Origin of the sequence: Clostridium sartagoforme (genome assembly GCF_004794105.1) — a bacterium.
Classification (GTDB): Bacteria; Bacillota; Clostridia; order Clostridiales; family Clostridiaceae; genus Clostridium; species Clostridium sartagoforme_B.
Genome location: NZ_SRYR01000002.1, coordinates 257,234 through 280,538, shown reverse-complemented (window position 1 = coordinate 280,538; position 23,305 = coordinate 257,234). Strand labels below are relative to the sequence as shown.

19 protein-coding genes and 1 pseudogene are annotated in these 23,305 nt (G+C 28.2%); 2 read left to right on the top strand and 18 right to left on the bottom strand.

The features are described from left to right. Positions 1 to 67: 67 nt before the first annotated feature. The 16 genes from E5347_RS08270 to E5347_RS08205 form a co-directional block, all read right to left on the bottom strand. On the bottom strand, positions 68 to 2,929 hold the full coding sequence (locus tag E5347_RS08270; RefSeq protein ID WP_136006296.1) for a VWA domain-containing protein: 2,862 nt from the start codon (positions 2,927 to 2,929) through the stop codon (positions 68 to 70). Between the two features lie 14 nt (positions 2,930 to 2,943). Beyond that, a complete protein-coding gene (locus tag E5347_RS08265) occupies positions 2,944 to 4,731 on the bottom strand; it encodes a vWA domain-containing protein (RefSeq protein WP_136006294.1) in 1,788 nt (595 codons plus the stop codon). Positions 4,732 to 4,743: 12 nt separating this feature from the next. Continuing rightward, positions 4,744 to 5,628 (bottom strand): DUF58 domain-containing protein, encoded by an 885-nt coding sequence (locus E5347_RS08260; protein ID WP_136006292.1) that lies wholly within the window; start codon positions 5,626 to 5,628, stop codon positions 4,744 to 4,746. Positions 5,629 to 5,631: 3 nt separating this feature from the next. Further along, positions 5,632 to 6,615 (bottom strand): AAA family ATPase, encoded by a 984-nt coding sequence (locus tag E5347_RS08255; RefSeq protein WP_136006289.1) that lies wholly within the window; start codon positions 6,613 to 6,615, stop codon positions 5,632 to 5,634. 12 nt (positions 6,616 to 6,627) lie between these two features. Further along, complete coding sequence (locus tag E5347_RS16855) at positions 6,628 to 8,196, bottom strand: pectinesterase (RefSeq protein ID WP_168354931.1); 1,569 nt, start codon at positions 8,194 to 8,196, stop codon at positions 6,628 to 6,630. A 4-nt stretch (positions 8,197 to 8,200) separates the two neighbouring features. Then, on the bottom strand, positions 8,201 to 9,088 hold the full coding sequence (locus tag E5347_RS08250; RefSeq protein ID WP_136006287.1) for an ABC transporter permease: 888 nt from the start codon (positions 9,086 to 9,088) through the stop codon (positions 8,201 to 8,203). 16 nt (positions 9,089 to 9,104) lie between these two features. Further along, positions 9,105 to 10,028, bottom strand: a complete 924-nt coding sequence (locus E5347_RS08245) for an ABC transporter ATP-binding protein (RefSeq protein ID WP_136006285.1) — start codon at positions 10,026 to 10,028, stop codon at positions 9,105 to 9,107. Beyond that, on the bottom strand, positions 10,028 to 12,424 hold the full coding sequence (locus E5347_RS08240; RefSeq protein ID WP_136006283.1) for a hypothetical protein: 2,397 nt from the start codon (positions 12,422 to 12,424) through the stop codon (positions 10,028 to 10,030). Before E5347_RS08240 ends, E5347_RS08245 begins: the two co-directional genes overlap by 1 nt. Before the next feature lie 406 nt (positions 12,425 to 12,830). Next, positions 12,831 to 13,025 carry a hypothetical protein gene (locus tag E5347_RS08235; RefSeq protein ID WP_136006281.1) on the bottom strand — a complete coding sequence of 65 codons (195 nt, stop codon included), beginning with the start codon at positions 13,023 to 13,025 and terminating at the stop codon, positions 12,831 to 12,833. Between the two features lie 236 nt (positions 13,026 to 13,261). Continuing rightward, a complete protein-coding gene (locus tag E5347_RS17210) occupies positions 13,262 to 13,351 on the bottom strand; it encodes a cysteine peptidase family C39 domain-containing protein (RefSeq protein WP_341472509.1) in 90 nt (29 codons plus the stop codon). A 100-nt stretch (positions 13,352 to 13,451) separates the two neighbouring features. After that, the gene (locus E5347_RS08230) at positions 13,452 to 14,369 is read right to left on the bottom strand and encodes a DUF2935 domain-containing protein (RefSeq protein ID WP_136006279.1); all 918 of its coding nucleotides are present in this window, start codon (positions 14,367 to 14,369) and stop codon (positions 13,452 to 13,454) included. Between the two features lie 201 nt (positions 14,370 to 14,570). After that, a complete protein-coding gene (locus E5347_RS08225) occupies positions 14,571 to 15,296 on the bottom strand; it encodes a glycerophosphodiester phosphodiesterase (RefSeq protein ID WP_136006277.1) in 726 nt (241 codons plus the stop codon). A 204-nt stretch (positions 15,297 to 15,500) separates the two neighbouring features. Beyond that, positions 15,501 to 16,118, bottom strand: a complete 618-nt coding sequence (locus E5347_RS08220; protein WP_136006276.1) for a superoxide dismutase — start codon at positions 16,116 to 16,118, stop codon at positions 15,501 to 15,503. A gap of 130 nt (positions 16,119 to 16,248) precedes the next feature. Further along, on the bottom strand, positions 16,249 to 16,866 hold the full coding sequence (locus tag E5347_RS08215) for a superoxide dismutase (protein ID WP_136006274.1): 618 nt from the start codon (positions 16,864 to 16,866) through the stop codon (positions 16,249 to 16,251). 289 nt (positions 16,867 to 17,155) lie between these two features. Beyond that, positions 17,156 to 17,329 (bottom strand): (2Fe-2S)-binding protein, encoded by a 174-nt coding sequence (locus E5347_RS08210; protein ID WP_136006273.1) that lies wholly within the window; start codon positions 17,327 to 17,329, stop codon positions 17,156 to 17,158. A 108-nt stretch (positions 17,330 to 17,437) separates the two neighbouring features. Then, complete coding sequence (locus tag E5347_RS08205; RefSeq protein WP_136006271.1) at positions 17,438 to 18,346, bottom strand: AEC family transporter; 909 nt, start codon at positions 18,344 to 18,346, stop codon at positions 17,438 to 17,440. A 416-nt stretch (positions 18,347 to 18,762) separates the two neighbouring features. Here E5347_RS08205 and E5347_RS08200 point away from each other — a divergent pair, with 416 nt between their 5' ends. Further along, positions 18,763 to 19,353 (top strand): manganese efflux pump MntP family protein, encoded by a 591-nt coding sequence (locus E5347_RS08200; RefSeq protein WP_136006270.1) that lies wholly within the window; start codon positions 18,763 to 18,765, stop codon positions 19,351 to 19,353. A gap of 181 nt (positions 19,354 to 19,534) precedes the next feature. Here the strand turns inward: E5347_RS08200 and E5347_RS08195 are convergent. After that, a pseudogene (locus E5347_RS08195) lies at positions 19,535 to 19,651 on the bottom strand (DUF2087 domain-containing protein); the annotation flags it as partial. 89 nt (positions 19,652 to 19,740) lie between these two features. Between E5347_RS08195 and E5347_RS08190 the strand changes: the two are divergent. Beyond that, positions 19,741 to 21,090 (top strand): [Fe-Fe] hydrogenase large subunit C-terminal domain-containing protein, encoded by a 1,350-nt coding sequence (locus tag E5347_RS08190; RefSeq protein ID WP_136006268.1) that lies wholly within the window; start codon positions 19,741 to 19,743, stop codon positions 21,088 to 21,090. Positions 21,091 to 21,330: 240 nt separating this feature from the next. Here E5347_RS08190 and E5347_RS08185 read toward each other — a convergent pair whose 3' ends face one another. Next, positions 21,331 to 23,250, bottom strand: coding sequence for a glycosyltransferase family 2 protein (locus tag E5347_RS08185; RefSeq protein WP_243109758.1), 1,920 nt, complete (start codon positions 23,248 to 23,250; stop codon positions 21,331 to 21,333). Positions 23,251 to 23,305 lie beyond the last annotated feature (55 nt).

Genomic DNA, 23,305 nt, shown 5'->3' with positions numbered 1-23,305 from the left:
ATTATATAAAAAATAAAGTAGGCTGTACACCTAAGTGATTAAAAATCACTTAGGAGACAGCCGCCAATTATATTTTCTTTCTATCACTTTTCTTTTTAAGTAAAGCACTAGTATCTATTGAAGAAGATTTTTTCTCTTCATTCTTAGAAGTTTTATTTGATTTCTTATTACTCTTTTCTTTTTTAGCTTCCTTCTTTATCTCTTCACTTAATTCAGCTTTAGCCTTATCTCTTATTGCTTGTTTTTCTTCTAAAATAACATTAGACGTTGGAACTTCATTGGATTTTGAAGTTTTTTCAGTAATGCTATTCTTACTATCCTTTAGTACTTCCTTTTCCTTTATCTTTTTATCCTTCTTAATCTTAAGCTTTTTCTTATTTAAGAAAGATACTAAGTTAAAGTTTAATCTTCTATATGCAATATCTAACATAAGTAATAAAATTGCTATTAATAGAAGTGGTGTAGTTAAGTTAATCTTCTTATAATCTCTTTCAAGCTTACCTTCAAAGACCTCTTCTGGCTTATTTATAAAGCTACCCTTAGTTTCCTTTACTATTACATCTAACTTTTCTGCATTAGTGTTAAACTTATATTCATCAGAATATTGAAGGGCAAAGGCTCCCTTATAGGTATTCTTTACTTCTCCACTTTCTTCTTCTCTTACACTAAAGTTATAGAATCCTAATGATGATAATGGAACTTTTGCTTCAAATTTTCCAGGTTCAACTTGTGATAATTCAAAACTTCCTTCTTCTCCATTTTCTCCATTAAATACTCCATTAACTGTTGCATCCTTAGATATCTTATCATTATAAAACTCTATTTTAGCTTCATTTCCTTCTTGAATAATATTTAAATATCCATCTTCTCCATACTTAGGAATAGTAAAGTAAACCATATTTTTAATAAGCTGAGGTCCATATTCCCAAGTTAAATAATTCTTACTCCACTGTCCATTTATATCTGAAGTGAAACTAACTGTTCTACCTATTCCATATTGCATAGCAGCTAATATTGGTTCATCATGACTAGAACTTAATATTTCAACTGCATTTTCCTTAATAGAAGTTCCTATATATCCTAAAAGACTTGGAATACCATCTGAAGTCTTAACACCTGATAATATTTCATGGTTACTTAATATTTTAGGTGTAAATTCTTCATTAATTATATAGGTTCCAGCTGATAATAATACTTCCTTTGCAAATATTCTTGGAATATCAGTATATATATCAGTATAATAACTTCTTCCTCTTCCTATTGATGCTAATTGTGCTAAAAGATCACTATTAGCACCTTCCCCTACAGCTACTGTAGATAAAGTAACATTATTATCATTAAATCCTTGAAGTAAGCTTGCATAATTATCAAAACTATATCCATCTTGCCCATCAGTTAATAATATAGTGTGCTTTATCTTTGCAGAACTTTCTACCTGCATTTCATATCCCTTTTGTAGAGCTGGGAATATTGAAGTTCCGCCTCTTATTTCTATTCCAGAAATAAGTTCTTTGATTTCATCCTTATTTCCAACCTTTTGAAGTGGTACAACTACATCATAAGTATCATCAAAGGCAATTACTGAAATTTCATCTACTTCTCTTAAGTTTTCTAATGCCTTCATAGCAGCTTCTTTTGCTAAGGTAAGTTTACTTACTCCTCCACCTTCGGCACTCATACTTCCTGATTTATCTATAATTAAATTTATACTTATAGCAGGAACTTCATTTTTACCTCTCTTATCCATATATACAGGTAATACTTTTTCTAGTGAAGTATCTTTATATCCTCCAAGAGCATAAGAATCTTCACCACCAAAGGTAATAAGTCCACCGCCATAATCCTTAACATAGGCCTCTATATTATTCATAAATCCATTAGTTAAATCATCTCTATGAACATCATTTAATACTATTGTCTTATATTCTAATAATTCATTTAATGTACTTGGAGAAGAACTCGCAGTTATCTTCTTTATATTAGCCCCAGAATTTGATAATATTCCTTCAAGAGCTGTTGAGTCTCCCTTAATACCGTTAATTATTAAAATATTCGGTTTATCCATTACATTAGTAAAGGTGCTATATTCATTATTTGCCTTATTGGTATCATCTGCTGCTTCTATTAATACTCTATATCCTTTAAATCCCCCTGAAGCTTGCTTATCTTTAAATACAAAGGTGTTTTTACCCTTTTGTATCTTTACTTCTTGCTCTCCTACCTTATTTCTACCAGAAAATAGAGTAAGTTTTGCATCTGTAGCATAGTTAGATCTTATATCTATTGAAACTGAAAATTCTTCACCAACAGCTATATTATCTGGAACTTTAACACTATCTACATAAACTTCATTTCCCTTTTCACCACTTACCTTATAAACCTTAAAATCTATTTTTTGCTCATTTATTAAAGGTATAGATTTTAATATATCGCCTTGATTTTCTTCACCATCAGTAATTAAAACTATCCTTTTTGAGCCACCTCTTTCAAATAGACTTAATGCACTTTCTACAGCTTCTTGAATATTAGTTGCTGTAGTTACAGGATTTTCATTTAATGTCTTATAAGTCTTCTTCTTATTTAGTACCTTATCTATTTTTGAATTATCACCAAATAAAACTACTGCTGCCTTATTCCCTGAAGGTATATTTTCAATAGCAGTATTAATAAAATCCTTACCTGACTCTTCAAAATCTCCAATACTATCAGAGACATCTAAAAGAAATACAGTTGATATATTTCTACCCTTTAAATTAATAGTTATATTTCCAAAGGCTAATATTAATAAAGTAAAAATAACTATCCTACTTATAAAGATAAATATTTCATTTCTACTCCATGGCTTATATTTCTTATAGCTATAGTACATAAAGGCAAAAATTACTGGGATTAATATTAAAAAATATAGGTTTCCTATTTCAATCTTCATATTCCTTGCCTCCTCTAGTTTCCTCTCTTATACATTATCCATTCAAAAGCTACTATTCCCATTGCAAGTAGTATTAAAAGTGGTGAAATATTTAAGCCTCTCTTTAAATCAGCTTTAGCTTTTACTATATTTTCACTTTCACTTATATTACTTATAGAAGTATTGCTTTCCTTTTCTGATGGGAAGTTTACTGAAAATGATTCCTTCTCTTCTAGTACATTTAGCTTATATACTCCAAGCTGATTATCTTCTTTAACTTCATCCCCAGATTTTAACTCTAAGGTCTCACCATTTGGATATGTTAATAAAATATTATTTTCTGAAGACAGACCTCTAGCTATAATCTTATCTCCAGCCTTAAAGTTACTCTTATACACCATTCCACTAGAAATCATATTTTCTCCAAGGTCATATACTAATATAGGGAATTCCTTCTTTAATGGGAAATCACTATCATGAAGATCAAAGGATAATGCTGCAATCTTTCTTCCATCTACTTCACCTTTAAATCCTATATAATCCTCATCTATATTTAAAAAACCTCTTCCATAGTAAGGTATTTCTATAGAATTATACTTAGCTGCAGTAAAGGTTGTATCTTCTAAATATTTAGATACTTCTCCTATAACTGCTTTAGCTTCTCCACCTTCTCCACCAGAAATAACATTAAAGTATTCATTTGAAGATGGATTTATAAATAGTAAACTTCCTTCACTAGGTATAACATCTGGAGTTACATTATCAAAAACGTATAAATCATACTTATCTGCACTAGTTAAATTTGAAGTGCTATTAGTTTTATATACCTCTGTATTTTCTATGCTACTAAAGGCTTTTTCTAAGAATAAGTTTTGCTCAGTAACTATTAAAACCTTGTTCACTTTTTTCTTTCCAACTACATGATTATAAGTATTATCTTCTAGAATCATATCTTTTCTAGAAAGCTCTCCCTTTAGAACTTCTGATTTAATAGTAGGTAAATCAAACGTTAAGGTTCTACTTTCACTTTCTTTAAGTTCTAAAGAAGTTACTGAAAGCAATTCCTCACCATCATAAAGGGAGAAGTCTCCTGCATAATCTCCTGAACCTCTATTAGTAACAGTAGCTATTACCCTTACCTTATCTTCTAAAAACTTATGTGAAACATTATCTATAGAAGCATTAACTCCAGAGTTTGCTAAAGAAACTATTTTTCCATTAACATCGCCTAAAGAAAAGTCTTTATCTGTAAATGCTATAACTTCATATTCTTCTTCTATTCCTTCTCCTATAGCCTTAATAAAGGATAAGCTTTCACTTATATCACCAGTATTATAGCTTTGGGAAATATCTGAAATTATCTCATTTGAAATCTCTTTATTAAACTCTCCATTTTGAAGTAATTTGCTATCACCATCATAAGAAATAATATAGGTATTAGTATCATCCTTAGTTGAAGCTAAAAACTCCTTAGCAAGTTTTTTACCTTCTTCAAGTCTTGTACCATCTCCATATTCTGCACTCATACTAGCTGTATTATCTATTAATAAAATAATATTTTTATAGCTTTTACCTCCAAAATTTAAAAATGGTTTCATTAAACTAAAAATAAGTAATAATAGTATTATTATTTGAAGTAATAACATTATATTTTTTCTAAGCTTTTCCCAAGGTGTATTAGCTCTAGTATTTTTATATACTTCATTCCATAAAAGGGTTGAAGATATAACCTCTTCTCTATACTTTCTCTTCAATATATAAAGTAGTACTAAAAGAGGAATAGTTATTAATAAAAATAATGGCCATAAATTAGTAAATCCCATAACATCATCCCCCTAGTACAATACTCTTTTCTTACTAAACTCACCTAAAATAATATCTTCTATTTCCATTGATGAGCTTACACTAATAAATTTCCCACCATACTTTCTAGCTAAAGATTCAATAGATTTGTTATATGACTTTAACATAGACTTATACTCTTTAATAATATTAGGTGTAATACTCATCTTTACATTTTCACCAGTTTCAGAATCTATAAAAGTGATTTCATTATTAAAATCCGGGTTAATTTCTTCTTCAGATAATATTTGAAGTAAAATAATATCTTGCTTCTTAAAAGCTAAGTATTTTAAAGCATCTTCAAGATTAGATGTACCTTGATTATTTAGGAAATCTGATATTACTATAGATACACCTCTTGGAGATAACGGTCTTCTTTTTATACTCTTTGTTAAATCAGTACTTCCATTAAACTCAATATCTTCAAGTTCCTTTAATATTCTTCTAAAGGCTTTATTACCTGCTGCTGATTTCATACTATCTATTTCTCCACTATCCATAGTTGAAATATTTACTCTATCTAAGTTATTTAAAGCAATATAACTTAAAGCTGCAGCTGCTTTTAAGGCAGTATCTTTCTTACTTGATTCACCATAATCCATAGATTTACTCTTATCTATAAAGAAATTAAATACACCTTCTCTTTCTTCCATAAAAACTTTAATAAAAAACTTATCAAATCTTCCATAAGCATTCCAATCTATTCTTCTAAAGTCATCTCCTGGGGCATATTCTCTATAATCAGAAAACTCAACAGATACTCCCTTAGCCTTAGACTTTCTTCCCCCCTGAGTTCCAGAGGAAAGCTTTAAATTAATATGCATATTGATCTTATTTAGCTTTTTAAAGAAGTCCTCATTAAATAATCTTTCCCCCATTATCTACACAACCTTTAAATCTTCTAGTATCTTATCTATAATACTTTCCTCTGTTAAACCTTCTGTAATAGCATCAAAGTTAAGAATTATTCTATGTCTTAAAATAGGGTAAGCTAAAGCTTTAATATCTTCAAAGGAAACATTTAATCTACCTTCCATAACAGCTCTAACCTTAGCTCCACTTATAATACCTTGAGCTGCTCTTGGACTTGCACCAGCTTCAACATATCTTTTAGTAATTTCTGCACCCTCTTCTATTTCTGGATGAGTTGCAAGTATAAGCTTTAATGCATATTCCTTAACTGCATCAGCAAGCTTTATTTCCTTAATAATATCTCTTATTCTTATTATTTCATCACCTTCAAGAACTGAAGTTAAATTAACCTTATCGTTAGTTAATGTTAAATCCATAATTTCCTTTAACTCTTGAAGATTTGGAAAATCTACATTAAGTTTAAATAAAAATCTATCTAATTGAGCTTCTGGTAATGGATAAGTTCCTTCTTGCTCAATAGGGTTTTGTGTTGCAAGAACCATAAAAGGCTTTGACATCTCATATGTTGTTTTACCAACAGTAACTGTCTTTTCTCCCATGGCTTCAAGTAAAGCAGATTGAGTCTTTGGTGTTGCTCTATTTATTTCATCTGCTAATAGAAGGTTTGTAAATACTGGACCTTTTTCAAACTTAAATAATGTATTATCCCCTTCCTTAACTACTATATTAGTACCTACTACATCAGCAGGCATTAAGTCTGGTGTAAATTGTATTCTTGAGAATTTTAAATTTAAAACCTTCCCAATTGTCTTAACAAGCTGAGTTTTCCCCATACCTGGCATACCTTCAAGTAGTACATTACCATCAGCAAAGATTGCTATTAACACATTTCTTATTATATCTTTTTGGCCTATTATCCCTTTTGAAATTTCTTCTTCACATCTTTTAATTTTCTCAGAAACTTCTAATATATCTTTTTCATTTACTTCCATTTTCTTCACCCCTTAGTTTAATCCTTGGAAATATTCTTTTATAAGATCTTTTAAGCTTTCAGGAAGATTACTATTATTTGCACCTTCTAATGCACTATTAGTATAATCTCCAATTACCTTATCATAATCTATTTTACTTCCATCTAAGTTAAATCCATTTTGCGAATCTATACTTTGAGAGTCACCATCTTCATTTTTATTTCCAGTTAAATTTCCATCATTACCAGTATCTCTTCCTGGAATATAAACTTGCTCTCCCCTTTTATTATCTATATCATTTTCTTCGCCTTCACTACTTCCTGTGTTCCAGCCTTGGCCTGTTCCATTTCCTTGACCTTGACCATTCCCTTGGCCCTGACCTTGACCATTTCCTTCTCCTTGGCCTTCGCCCTCTCCAGATCCGTCTCCTTCTCCAGAACCTTCTCCTTCGCCAGAACCTTCTCCTTTATTAGTTCCTTCGCCTTTTTTACCTTCACCATTCTTTTGAGCATTTTCTAGTGCTTCCTTCAAGGCTTCGGCATCAAGCTTACCATCTAAAACTGAATCTGAAGCTGATTCTAAAGCTTCTTTTAAGCCTTCATCATCCATACCTTCAGCTGCACTTGCTAAGGCTTTAGATAAATTATTTAATTCACTTGAACTCATATTCCCTAAGGATTTCTTTAAGTTTCCTAAAGCTTTTTCTAGCTCCTTACTATCCTTTGATAATATAGCTTCAGCTAAATCTTTAGATTCCTTCTTCTTCAATAATTCATTAGTTAATTTATTTAAATCCTTCTTAGCATTTTCTTCTTTATCTTTATTAAACTTATCTAGTAAATTCTTCTGCATATTTTCCATAGCTTCTTTACTTTTCTCGTCTTTTGCTTGATTCTTAGCTTCTTCAAGCTTCTTTTCCATTCTTTCTAATGTCTTATTAACATCAAGCTTTTTATCCGCTTCTTTTAATTCCTTCTTTGCATCTTCAAGTATCTTTTTGATAGCTTCCTTTTCTTCTTCTGATAAATCTTCTAATTTATCTACTTTTTTCTTTTCTTCTTCAACTTTTTTAATATATTCTTGTTGATATTTATTAAATTCTCTTATATTATTAGCTTCTTTTTTAGCTGAAGTATCAATAAAAGCTGTTAATATACACATTGCTAATAAAGCTATCACTACAAGAACTTGCTTTTTTTCTGCCTTTATCCTTAAATTTTCTTTTAAATTATAGTTTTTAATATAATTTACTGTATCTTTTTTCTGAGCTATCGTTATTTCATCATTATGATTTATAAGCTCTAATGAAGTAGTAACTCTTTCTTTTAATCCCTTTGAATCTACTATTAAAGCAACCTCTTTATCCTTAGGTGCTTTAAAGGCTCCATAAATAATTATTGCTATTATACCTACTAATAATATTCCTATAGTAACTTCCTCTACATATGGAATAGTAATAAATAATGATATCAATAAAATTAAGAAATTTAAGCATAGTAGGTACTTAATACCTACTACACTTAAATTAAGTATAAAGTTTGCTTTAATTCTTTTTGATGCCTTTTTAATAAAGGTAATTATTTCATTGTTTAAAGAATTCATAGCTCTACTCCTTTACTTTCTTGTTAGCCTTTACCTTTTTCTTTCTAGACATTTTCTTTTCATTTAATGGATTAAGCTTTCTAGCTGCTAAAAGTATAAATACTGTACTTAGGACTAATTGAATTACTACTGATATATATTCAGAATGATGATATATTCCTGATTGACTTGACATATACATCATATCTCCAAAGCCAACTTGATTTGATAGTAATGTAAAGAAACCAACTGCTGGGCTTAAATATATTATTGGTGAAAACTGTATAGTATTCCCCATATATCCCCCTCTAAAGGTTTTTAAAAATAGTAATACATAAGCAATAATTAATGTACCAATAAATATAAATAAAACTAATCCATAAGTTAATGCTGTAGCTGCCTTAGATGTTTTAGAATAACTAGATACTAACACACCTAAAGATCCAACAAAAATAGTACAAACTATAAAATATCCTACTAAGGCTAAAATATTACTAAGCTTAACTCCTCCAATTAAACCACAAATAGCATATAGAGGTATTGTGCAAACTACTAACATTATTACCTTTAAGGAAGATGCTGATAGCTTCCCTAAAATAATTTGAAGGGGACTTAATCTAGTAGATAAAAGTATATCTAAAGTTTGCTTTTCCCTTTCAGAACAAATTGAAGTTGCTGTTAATGATGGAACTATAAACATTAATAATACTGCTTGAATAACAGCCATAATTATATATAGCGTAATCGATCCTTGCATATTTATTCCTGAAGCATATATTTCACTACTATAAGAGTTATAGAATATTAGTGCTCCAACAGATAAAACAGCTACATATATTAATAGCATTACTGTAAATCTAGGTGTTCTTACAGTAAGCTTACTTTCATTTCTTAAAACTGGATTTATTTTCATATTACTTCCCCCCTCTTTATTTATTTTCCTCAGTAATTTGAATAAATACTTCTTCTAAATTACCTGCTGCTCTACTAAAGCTTATAACAGGAATATCCTTAGAAACTAAAGTCTTTAATAAGTCTCTAGCTTCCTTATCTCCTCCAACTATAGATGCAGTAATCTTATTTTCATCTACAGACATTTCCTTTACTTCTGGTATCTCCCTTAAGATTGAAATAGCCTTATCTGCATCTTCCATTACAGTTATATTAATAGGGGCAGTACCTGATGCCATCAGTGTTACTTCTTCTACAGTTCCTTCACAAACTATAGAACCATTTTTTATTATTCCTATTCTAGTACAGATTTCACCAAGCTCAGATAATATATGAGAAGATACTATTATAGTCTTCCCCATTTCCCTTAAATTCTTTAATATACCCTTCATTTCATATCTAGCTCTTGGATCCATACCTGAAGCAGGTTCATCTAATATTAAAAGCTCTGGATTATGAACTAAACATCTAGCAAGACAAAGTCTTTGCTTCATCCCTCTTGATAATCCATCTACATTTGCATCCCATTTGTCCTTAAGATTTACTAATTCTAATAAATCCATAGCTAATTCTCTAGCTTCATCTCCAAGTATTCCATATATTGAAGCATAAAACTCTAAGTATTCAATAGCCTTTAAGTTATCATAAACTCCAAAGAAGTCTGGCATATAACCTATTTTATCTTTTAAAGCTTTATTATCTTTAATTGCATCTATTCCATCTACATAAACTTCTCCACTATCAGCTGAAAGAAGTCCAGAAATTATCTTCATAGTAGTACTTTTACCAGCACCATTTGGTCCTATAAATCCAAAAATCTCACCTTTTTTTATTTCTAGATTTACTCCATTTAATGCTTTGAAGTTACCATAAGATTTCTCAAGGTTCTTTATAACTAGCATTATTTTTCCCTCCCCTTAACAGAAATTCTTGGTAAAGTTTCTTGACCTTTTAAATCATCTACAACGTACTTAATTTTAATTGAGTTATTTTCAACATAGTCAGAAACATTCTTCAATTTTTCATAACCTTGGCCCAAGTATATTCTTTCATAACTGTCAGTACTATAATTGTAAATATATTTTTCAGATGTATTTGAAGATCCAATACCATTCCTATCTACACCTTGTTTTATTTTTAAATCTACTATTTCAATATTAGTAGGTATATCAAATCTAAAAACTATTTCCCCACTACCATAAATATATCCATTGTATTCATCTACACCAACATTAGTTGAAGTACCATCTAATTCTGGATTAAAATATCCCTCTGGGAAGTTATAATTACCATCCTTATCTTTAAAGTCAATTTCAGCATCTTGAATTATTACTGTAGTGTCAAACTTACTAATTGATTTACCTTCAAAGTCAACATTATAATCCATTGGCATATTAGTAATTGCAATTAACTTAACATCCTTATCTGAAGATAATTCTTCTGCAGCAACTCCTATCATAGTTGCATTTCTTAAAATATTCTTATACTCTTTACTCTTTAAGCTATCTTTGTTATTCCATCTAGCATTATAGTAATTTTGACTTAAGGTATCTGAATAAGGTTGTAGTCCATAAGAGCTTGCTATAGCTTTGCTACTTATATCTTTTTCTTCATCTTTTTCTATATTTCCAAGATCCCAGACACTAGTACCTGTAACAAGTAATAGCTTTTCTATATCATATCCTATGGTGTTTTTTACTTTACCCACTAAATTACCTTCATTAATATTAAAAGAAGATTCTATAGTCGGAAGTACTTGTTCCTTTCCTATAATCTCAAAACTCTTCATATCTAAAGCATCACTGTCTTCAAAAGTAAAATATGAATTATTACCATTATAAGTTGTCTTAACTCTTAATTTGTTACTTATCTTTTCCTCTTGACCACCATAATAATAATTATCATTAATTAAATAATTCATAGTTAAATCTTCAGGTTTTTCTATTTTTACATCATCTTTATATTTTGTTCCAATACCTAGATATCCCTTTGCAGTCCCCTTACCATTCTTATCAACTTTAATAATACTATTTTGATTTAAGATAATATCATTAACTCTTGTTGAAGAACCCATAAAGTAAATAACTATTGCAAATATTATTGATATTGCAGGTACCATAATCCAAGTTAAGTCTCTTTTATTTAACTTTTTCAATATAATATATAAAGCTATTCCAATTACTATTGCATATATGGCAAGTACTACTATTAATGGAGTTGTTCCTACTATATTATTTATTGGAATATTACTAGAAATCTCTTGAATTCTATATGTGTTTTGATAAAAGCCACCAAAATAATTTTTATTATAAAGCTCACTAATTTTACTTACTAATAGAGTACTTAAAAACTTACTTGCATCTTTAGATGATATTAATGGTTCTATACCTAAATCAAAAGCTGATACTATTATTTCACCTTTACCTCTACTAAAAGAATAAGCTAATGGATTTTCCTTTGATCCAAATTTAACTTTTCCTTCACTAGCTGATAATGATGATGTAATTAAATTTAAGTTATCATCTACTACTTTAATATTTTGCTCTTTAACTCCTGATGATTTTATATTTAGGAAGTCCTTATTAATATTATTTATAGTCTTACCTTCATTTGCTCCAGCACCTATAATTAATAATCCACCTCTATTAATCCAGGAATTTAAGGTAGTGTAATGTTCATCCTTTAAATTAGCCATATTGTAATTATTTATAATTATTACATCTAAGCCATCTATATTAAGGTTATTTTCTCCAATTATGTTTTCATCTAACTTAACCTTTTCAATTCCACCCTTTTGGTCAGGATTTAGTTCAAAACTAGTGCTACCAATATAAGATAAACCTGTTTGGTCATCTGTTAATACTCCTAATAGCAAATTAGCTTCACTAACTCTTCCGCTAGAAACTAAGCCCTTCTTTTCATATAATACTTTGCCATTTTCCACAAAGTTAACTGATATCTTACTGCTTCCTTCTGACATTTTAATAGGTATAACTACCTTGTTAGCTTCTCCTTGAGTAGCTGAAACTTCTTTACTGTAAGCATCATAGCTTCCATTAGCATTTCCAGTAACTCTTATTTCTACTTCTCCTTTAAAATCCTTTTCATTACTTGTAAATTCAACAGTTATAGGAATATATTTTAAAGCTCTAAACTTCCCTTCTATCCCTGAACTGATCCTTACATCAAAACTTTCTTTCTTGTCTTCTGCTCTAGCCTTCACATCCATTAACGGCAATGTCATAAAAAATAATACTGCCATAAAAGATACGAAAAACTTCTTTAAAAATGACTTCATGATTTACCCCCTTAATTTGCAGTTCTTTATATTTTAATTCTAGACGAAACAATATAACTTTATCTTAACAAAATCTTAAAATTTCCTTATTTTATTAAAGTCCGCTAAATTGATTTTATTAAAATGTTATTTTATAAAAAACTCTTCTCTTTTCTCATTTTAATATATAATGGTAATATTTTCTATATAAGTGTGATTTTTTAATATTTCCTTAATATAATAGTATTTTGCAAAGCAAAATACTGAAAGAATTAACAAATGATGAAATCAAAGAATGAAAAAAATTGTTATATTTTAAAAAAGGTTTTGCACTGCAAAACCTCCTTCATTCTTTCATTTTTTCATTCCTTAATTTTTAATAATCTATATCTTCTCAAGCCTATTCATTAATATAATTTTATAATTTCTAATTGTTTTTAAGTTTGTTTTCAATATATCTTTTTCTTTGTACAACAATAGCTGATATTATACATACTGCCATTGCTCCTGTAAGTATGCTAAAGATTAAATCTGATACGGGTTTTCCTAACGCTGCTAATAATAGAATAATTATTAGCACAGCAAATCCTAAAAATAAACTTCCCCACATTACCCTTTTCATTTTCGTCCTCCTAATTTAAAATACACTATATTTTAATATAAAAAAATACTATTATTTTATTTTATTTTATTTAAATTTACCTTATATATATTTATTTTAAAATAACTTTACCTATTTGTAAATATTTAACAATAAATTAGCTGATACTCCTACTTTTTATCGAAGCCTAACTTTTATCTCTCTTCTAATCCCAATAATGTTATCCCCTTAATATAAGTTCCAAAATTATCCCTTAATTATGTTATAGTAATATCTTTTTTATAATACCTACATAATTTTGTTAAACAAGCTGTTGCGCAATCTGTAATATCATGTTGTTTAACTATTTAATAAAACTTAAATACTAAAATGCATATTAAAGGCAAATTATAAAAGGCTATTACATCGTTATTCTGTAATAGCCTTTTATAATTTAAAATTTGAAATCTATTTACCCTCTTTATGTTCCTTTAATATTCTAACATAATGGTTAGCTTCTCTTAATACATGGTCAGCTAGAAGTGGTAGAATTATAGATTTTATTTTACATTCTTCTATTCCTATTGTACCTGCCTTCTTAAAATCTCTTAACTTTATAGTTTCAGTTAATGTATCACTAGTAACGTTTGAAAATGTAGCATCAGTCATAGTCTTTGCTTTTTCAATTAACTCTTTATATTCTTTTGCAAACTTATCTGAAGTATCTATTAATTGCTCTTCACTAGGATCTAATAATCCTCTAATAAATAAAGCATGCTCCATCATAATTTGGTTCCAAAACAGTTCCTGTTCTTTAATATTTTTTTCATCAATATCCTCGTTATTTTCAATATCATATACATATGAACGGTATAGTTTAGCTTCACGTATAATATGTTCAATAAGTAATGGATAATTCCCAGTAAATAGCTTACAAGATAATACTTCATTTAAAATTCTAGTTTTTAAATCTATAAGTCCATCTAGCAATTTTATAGCTTTATTATTAAGTTTCTTTATAGAGCTCATCATCTTAGAATCGAACTCAATCTCATTCTTACAATCTAACATAGATTCCAAAACAGTAATTTTTGAGTTTATTTCTATACCTGTATAATACTCAGTCTTCCTTTCAGTACTTAAAGTATAGTCCGTAACTATTTCACCTGATTCTAATACTCGCCTTCTAATATTACCTTCACTTAATTTAACAGCTTCTAATAATATCTTTTCAAATTGTACCTTATAATTATCTGCTTCCTTAGAAAGTTTAGTATTTTTAGGTGTAAATCCTGCTTCCAAGAACAAAGAATGTTCTTTCATTATTCGTGCAAAAAATAAGTGTAGTTCTAGAGATAAGGAAATGTATCTTTTACGGCTTATCATAGCTTTCCTCCATAAAATTTCTATTATATTATATTAAAAATTTTTCTTTATATTCATAATTGAAACTTATTTAATTAAAAGATTACACCTTACTGTAATCTTTATATATTTTTACTATACTTACTCCCTTACTTATAATTAGAATAATTTATTGAATACAATATCAAATTCTATGATAAAAGCATAGTTATAATAGAAAATTTATAATAAACTCTCCACTAAAACTTCTTTCAATAATTCCGGATAATCTGTAAAAGCACCATCCACCTTATTTGCTATAAGCATTCTCATAAAAAAAGGATTATTTACTGTAAAAATATTTACCTTTATATTGTTTTTATGAGCTTCTTTTATTAACTCCTCAGAAACTAATCTTAAATCTGGATGAATAGCATAAGCGCCTAAATTTTTAGCATAGCCAACTATATTCTCTATAGGGTTTTCATATAAAACTCCAATTCTTATATTGCTTATTTTCTTAACCTTCTTTAAGGAATCATGATTAAAGCTAGATAATATAATTTTATCTCCTATTCCATATTTATTAATTAAATTTACAACATCTTCTTCAATATTTTCATAATGAATAACATCTGTTTTTAACTCTATATTAAGTACTATATCCTTATCTTTAACTAATTCTAATACTTCTTCTAAAGTTGGAATATGACATTCTTCATTATCTCTAAATAACTTTTTTCTATTTCTAAAGGATTTTAATTCTTCTAAAGTATAGTCCTTTACTAATCCTTTACCTAAAAAAGTTCTCTCTATATCCTCATCATGAATTACTACTAATTTATTATCCTTACTTTTGTGTACATCTATTTCTAACCCTTTTGCTCCTGCATTTATTCCTTCTTTTAATGAAAGGATTGTATTTTCTGGATAATCTGAACTTGCTCCCCTATGTGCAAAATTAATCATTTATTTATTCTCCTTATTAAATAAGTCTTTTATCTAATTATACTATAATCATGAAAATGCAACACAAAGAATCCATATAAAATTAATATGGATATTCTTAAAGTATCCTTTTTGTAGCATTAAATCAGAACTTAATCTAACATGGCCAAATTAATAAAAAAACAGCAAAGACTTTCCTAAGAAAGAATTCACTGTATATATTTATTAAATGTTATGGCAATCTTCATATAGACCTTGTACCTTGCCCCAGTCTATAACATTCCAAATATTTTTGACATAATCTGCTCTTAAGTTCTTATACTTTAAATAGTATGCATGCTCCCATACATCTATAGTTAAAATCGGTATTAAATCATCCATTACAGGTGAATTTTGATTGACCCTTTTTACTATTGATAATTTGCTATCTTTATCCTTAACTAAAAAAGCATATCCTGAACCAAACTGACTAATAGCAGCATTAGTTAATTCTTCTTTTAAATTCTCTAAACTTCCAAAGGTTTTATTAATTTCTTCTAAAAATTTACCTTCTGGAGATTTCTTTGCATTTGGAGATAATATAGAGAAGTATAGATTATGGTTAGATACTCCCCCTCCATTATTTACAACAGCTGTCCTAATTTCTTCTGGTAAGTCAGCAAGATTCTTAATAAGTTGATCTAAGGTTTTCCCCTTAGTATATTCTTCATATCCTTCTAAAGCCTTATTTAAATTAGTCTCGTAAGTTTGTAGATGCTTTCCATAATGAGTCTTTACTGTCTCTTCATCAATATATGGTTCTAAAGCATTATATTCAAATGGTAATTCAATCTTGTTATACATATTTTCTCCTTTCACTAATACAATGTTATTTATATTTTTCCCATATATTGATTATTTATTCTTTATTATTAAAAACAACAAAAAGTGTATTATTAATACACTTTTTGCTTTATTTTATATTTATTTTTTTCTATATGTTGTAATCTTCTTCGTAAAGTTCTTCTACTTTACCCCAATCAATTACATTCCATATATTCTTAACATAATCAGCTCTTAAATTTTTATAATTTAAGTAATAAGCATGTTCCCATACATCAACAGCGATAACTGGTACTAAACCATCCATAGCTGGTGAGTTTTGATTTGGTCTTTTAACTATTGATAAGTTTCCTTCCTTATCTTTAACTAAAAATGCAAATCCTGAACCAAAAATTGATATAGATGCATTATTTAATTCTTCTTTTAAGTTATCTACACTACCAAAAGTTTTATTAATAGCTTCTAATAATTTACCTTCTGGAGTCTTCTTCGCATTTGGAGAAAGTATTGAAAAATACAAGTTATGATTTGAAACTCCTCCACCATTATTAACAACTGCTGTTTTTATTCCTTCTGGTAATTCATCAATGTTCTTTAATAATTGTTCTAATGTTTTTCCTTTTGTATATTCCTCATTATTTTCTAATGCTTTATTTAAATTAGTCTCATAAGCTAGATGATGCTTTCCATAGTGTGTTCTCATAGTTGCTTCATCTATATAAGGTTCTAGTGAATTAAAGTCATATGGTAATTCTATTCTTTTATACATAAAGTTCCCTCCCTTTTTTTCTTTATTATATCATACAAAAAATAAAAAAGCTATCTAATTTATAATTATTTTTATTTAATAATAATTATTAATTAAATACATGTTCAATATTCTATGATTTTAAAGCATTAATATTATTAAAAAAACCTTCTAAACATAAGTTCACTATAGGATATTCAATAATTAAAAAGTTAAAATTCTTTATATACTTAACGCAGTAAATTATATAGATAATTTTTATTTCTAAATAAAAATAGGCTTTGGAATAAATCCAAAGCCTATTTATATATTATTTATTATCTTCGATTAAAGCTTCTATTCTAGCTCTACATCTGCTAGCACCACAAAATCCTGTGCCTGCTCCAGTAGCTTCTCTTACTTTTTCAAAAGTATCTGCTCCATCTTTTATTGCATTAATTATAGTATCTTTTTCCACGCCTTTACAAAGACAAATTAAATCCATTAGTGCACCTCATTACATTTTCTTAAATTGATTATCTTAAATTCAAATATATTATATAACATTTTTGTAAAGAATAAAAGTTATTATAAAAAAATTATTATCTTTATTTTACGCGCCTAATATTCTAGATATAATTGGTATAGTTACTATTGATAATAAGGTAGTTACAAATACAAGCATAGCAGAATATTCCTTTTCTTTATTAAAATCAGCCGCAAAAATTGATGTCATAGCTGCTGCTGGCATAGCTTGAATAATTATTATAGTATTCATAACCATTGAGTTATCTTTTAAAACATACCTAGTGATTGTACATAATACCAATGGAATAATTATTAACTTTATTAATGCACCATAATATATAGTTTTTTCTTTTAATATATCTTTCATCCTTACTTTAGAAAGTATATTCCCAACAATAATCATTGAAATAGGTGCTGTCATTTCACCTACTATTTTGCTTGTATCAATAATAGCTGTAGGAAGCTTAATATTAAATATCATAATTACAATTCCAATATATACAGCAATAATTGCGGGATTAATTAAAACCTTCTTTATATTTTCCTTAGATGTAGATCCAGTAAATATTATAATTCCATAAGTCCAAAGGGCTATTGTAAATACCATATTAAATATTGAAGTATAAACTACTCCTTCTGCTCCATAGATACTATTTATAATTGGAAAACCTATGAATCCGCAATTAGAAAATGCATTACCAAACTGTAATATCTTCCTCTTCTCTCCCTTTAATGGCTTTAATAATATATATGAAATTATCCCTCCTACTATAAAAAATATAGTACTATATATAAAGGCTTTAATTATATCTCCCTTAATTTCTTCACTAAAGGTAAAGCTAAAGGAATTTATAACTAATAAAGGTAAGGTTATTTGTAATAATATCTTTCTTAATCCCTTATTCACTTCTTCATTTATTATTTCTTTTTTTGCCCCATAGACACCTATTAATATAATTAAAAATAATGCTATTATCTTATTTAATACAACCATCTTTTCTCCCAAAATCTGTATTATCGCTATTTAATAATATTATATATATGTTTAAATTAATATTCTGCTTCTACAGTCTTATAACATTATAGATATAAATCTTTTTAGTAAATTCTCTAAATTGAAAGGATTGATTATATAATTTATTTCTAACCATATATATTATATTTTTTCCATTGAAATTTTTAAATTCTTTTGATATTATATATATCATGATATTTATTGTATAAGGGAGTAGTTAGCTCTAGATTAGTAGGAGTTACTAAGTCAACATATTGAACTTTGTTCTGGCTTAGTATTAAATAGCGAGACTTATGCGTAGTTATACTACGCATAAGTCTTTTTTGTTTTTATTAGCTTAAATCTTAGTTTTTCTAAGTTTGAAATAAATTCATAATAAAAGGAGTACTAATTAAATGGGATTATTATCAATTTTTATGACAGGCATAGGGCTATCCATGGATGCATTTGCTGTTTCTCTAGCTAAAGGTCTATGCTTAAAGGATGATGAAGTTAAATATTCTTTTAGAGTTGCATTATTCTTTGGTGGCTTTCAAGCCATAATGCCATTACTTGGATGGTGGGTTGGTACATATTTTGAAATCTATATAAGATCCTTTGATCACTGGATAGCTTTTGCTTTACTAGGAGTTATAGGTGGAAAAATGCTCTTTGAATCAATTAAGGGTATAAGAAGTGGTGGAGACGCTGATATCCCTACAGAATGTGAAAGAGATGAATTTTCCTATAAAAAGCTTACTATATTAGGAATAGCAACTAGTATAGATGCTTTAGCTGTAGGAGTTAGTTTAGCATTTTTAAATGTTAGTATAATTCCTTCAATAATAATCATAGGAATAACTACATTTATATTAAGTTTTTTAGCTATGTTCCTTGGTAAAAAACTTGGTCAGTTTATGCAAAATTATGCTGAATTAATAGGTGGCGTTATATTAATATTTATAGGAATTAAGATTTTAATTGAACACTTATCTGGGCTAGCATAAAGATGCTATCGCACAATGAAAAATTAAGAATGAAAAATTAACGAAAAAACTCCCTAAGGAGTTTTGAAAAGAAATTAATTTTAGTAATTCTGTAAGAAATACATTAATAATTCTTCATTTTTAATTTTTAATTCTTAATTTGGGCTGTTTGTGCAACAGCCCTTTTTATAACTCTTAATCATTATTCCCTCATCCAATATTCCCTACAATCTCTTGATCTATCTAGAAATCCATATTGAATTAAAGCTCTTCTTACTGTCACATAATCTTCTAATATTCTTTTTAACACCTTATTGATTTATTGTTTAAATTTCTCAAAAGAGTATAATATTAATTAATGGGATAGGGTATTACTAAAAAGAAATAATTTATTGGGTGGTGTAAAAAGTGCATAACAAGTACAACGATCTTTTCGACACTTTAGTAAAGTCTTATTACAATGGAAATTTTGAAGAAACTCTTTCAACCATAATGGTCTGTCATGAAATCTCTCCTCAGGAAACATTTAAAATTATAACCTCCTTATGTGGAGTATCTCTAGAATTTGATAATAACTATATCTACAACATTAAAAAAGCAATTACCAATTATTCAGTAAACAAAAGATTAATAGAAAAACTTGATAGCTGTAGCCTAAGCTGTAAAAAAGAAGGTGAAGAAAAGTATAAGTGTCAATTAAGTTGTCCATTTGATGCAATAATGTATGATAATGACAATAAAACTACTTATATCAATTACGATCTTTGTGTAGGTTGCGGATTATGCGTAGATTCATGTAAAGAAGGAAAAATTCTTGATAAAGTAGATTTCCTACCTATTTTAGATTTAGTAAAAAATAATAAAACAGTTATTGCTGCTGTGGCTCCCGCAATTATTGGGCAGTTTGGTGAAAATGTAACCTTAGATCAATTAAGGGCAGCCTTTATAAAAATTGGCTTTAGCGACATGGTTGAAGTTGCCTTTGCTGCTGATATGATTACTATTAAAGAAGCAGTTGAATTTAACAATCATGTAAATTCTCCTAAGGATCTAATGATTACATCTTGCTGTTGCCCTATGTGGGTAGGAATGCTAAAAAAAGTTTATAAAGAATTAGTACCAGACCTTTCCCCTTCTGTTTCTCCAATGATAGGAACTGGTAGGGTTATAAAAAAGCTTAATCCAGATGCTAAAGTAGTTTTTATTGGACCTTGTATAGCAAAAAAAGCAGAAGCTAAAGAAAAGGATTTACTTGGTGATATAGACTTTGTACTAACATTTCAAGAGCTAGATAATATATTTAAAGCTTTTGATGTAAATCCTGAAGAATTAGAAGGAATACCTACTAAAGACTATGCTTCAAGAGGAGGTAGGTTATACGCTCGTACTGGTGGTGTATCTATTGCTGTTGGCGAAGCCGTTGAAGAATTATATCCGCATAAAGCTAAGCTGTTTAAATCTATAAAAGCTGAAGGGGTAAGAGAATGTAAGGATATATTAAATAAAGCTTTAACTGGTGAAATAGAAGCTAATTTTATTGAAGGAATGGGTTGTGTTGGTGGATGTGTTGGTGGCCCTAAAGCTATTATTCCTAAGGAACAAGGTAAAGTTTCTGTAGATAATTTAGCCTATAACTCTCCAATAAAAATAGCTACCCACAGTTCAACTATGGACAGCGTATTAGAAAAATTAAACATAACTTCACTAAAAGACTTTGAAGATCATAATAAAACAAAAGTTTTCCACAGAAACTTCTAAATAACCCCTAATTATTAACAATAACTGTTAATAATTAATAATTTTGGTGGAAATTAAAACAAAAATCAGTTTTCCCTTTAAACCTAAGGATAACATATAATACTTTGCTGAATTATATACACCGACTTAAGCAAGAAAAACACTATATCTAAATTCAGCTCATCAAAATCTATTCCTTTAGTGCCTGAGAATAGCATGTGATATTTCTGTAAATTAAATCTTCTACTTAAGCAAAAAGTATTACATGTTATTCTCTTCCCAAAGGGTTAAGCTTGGATTCTTATCTAATATAGATTTATATTGCTCCAAACTTCCAAACTCTCCTTTTGGATCTAGTTTCATATATCTATTATACTTTTCAATTCTATCTTGAACTCTGGCCCAACCATAATGCTTTAACCTTAAAGTAGTAATAAAATAAGGTAGGTTTATACAATTATATGGTATTCTCCCACAATGCTGTGCAGTTTCCTTAAATAAATAATTATAGTTTTCTTGATACCTTATTAAAAACAATCTATAAGTATTATGTGCACACCATAGACTATCATCTCTATAATGATTTTCATCCCAAAAATCATAAAGCCTAAATAAATATCCATCTACCTCTGTATTCTCCATAAGAACTCTTATATAGTCTTTAAATTTATCCTCAAATATCTCGTCTGCATCTAAGAAAACTATCCAATCAGGATTTATTTTTATAGTCTCATCCCATTGTTGTCTCCTTAAAGATACCTCATTACTAAATTTAGATTCCTCATTTTTAATCAATCTATATGGTATATCTTTAAGTATATCTTCTATTATATCCACTGTATTATCTGTACTTCCATCATCAATAATAACTGCATTATCTATATATTCCTTAGCTGAAATAAGAACTTCCTTTAAAAACCTATTCTCTTCGTTCTTAACTACCATTGATAATGTAAGTTTATTTCCTTTATCTTTAGCTTTTCTTATTAATGGTGTGACTATTGGTTCCCTTTCTACCTTGTTATCCCAACTAACAATCTTATACTCATTCTTAAGTATTTTTACTATAAACTCGCTAAAAAACTCCTTATAGTAACTATAATCATTGCTATATCCTCTATCTGAATAAATAACTTTAATTTTTACTTCATCTATATTATTCATTTCTATAATCTTATAGCTTATTATCTCTCTTTTATTTTTAACTCTATCTTTAATAATAGTTCCATTATAATTAAAAAGAATACTACTTACTAAATCCTCTTCAAAAAAATTTAAGTATTGTCTATTTATAGGCTTATTATATCCACAATCCCCTATTCCCTCTAAAGCTACTTTTAATGTATTATAGGCATTTAATCTGTTAATTTTAAAATCTAAATTTATATTACCCTTTTTATATTCATCTACTCCTTCTAAATCTTCCTCCCTATAAATATGGTAAGCCGGATAATAAGTATCTACATATAATTGAATTCCTAATGCTGCTGCCCTTATGCAAAAATGCCTATCCTCTCCAATATATGAAATATTATAAAGCCTACTGAAATTAACTCCCTTATTTAACGAAGATTTATCTATTAATGTACATGCTCCTAATCCCCCTACTTTATATGTCCCTGGTTTTTTTAACATTTCTATAAAAGATAACTTTCTCTTTTCTTCTTCATCCTTGCTTATTTCTTCTCCATAGTCATTATCATAAAGTGTATAATTATCCTTAAGCCAAACTTGAGGTTCCGCCATGGAGCTTGGATACCATTTAGTCCAAAATACAGTTGATACTATTTCTTTATTTAAAGACAATAACCTTTTTAAAGTCTTTGGATGTAATATTAAATCAGAATCTATGAAAAACAAATAATCAAAGTCCTCTTTCTTAGCTATTTCTATAATAAAATTCTTAAAATCTATAACCTTATTTACTATATCCTTAGACCATCTATGAGTAAAGCTGTCACATATATAATTGCTCTCAACATTATTTAGCTTATATATATCAACATTTTCTTCACTCCTTCTAAAGCTCAATAAACTATCTGAGGATTCCTTTTTATCATTATCATCAATAAATATATATTTAATTTCTAAATCATCCTTCTCTAATTCTTTTAAAGAAGTTAGAAACTTTTCTAAAACATTAGTTTTCTGTTTTATAGGACTACCTACTAATACTTTCATTCATATCTCCTTTACAGTTAAATACTACTTATCATATTATGCTTAAAACTATTAA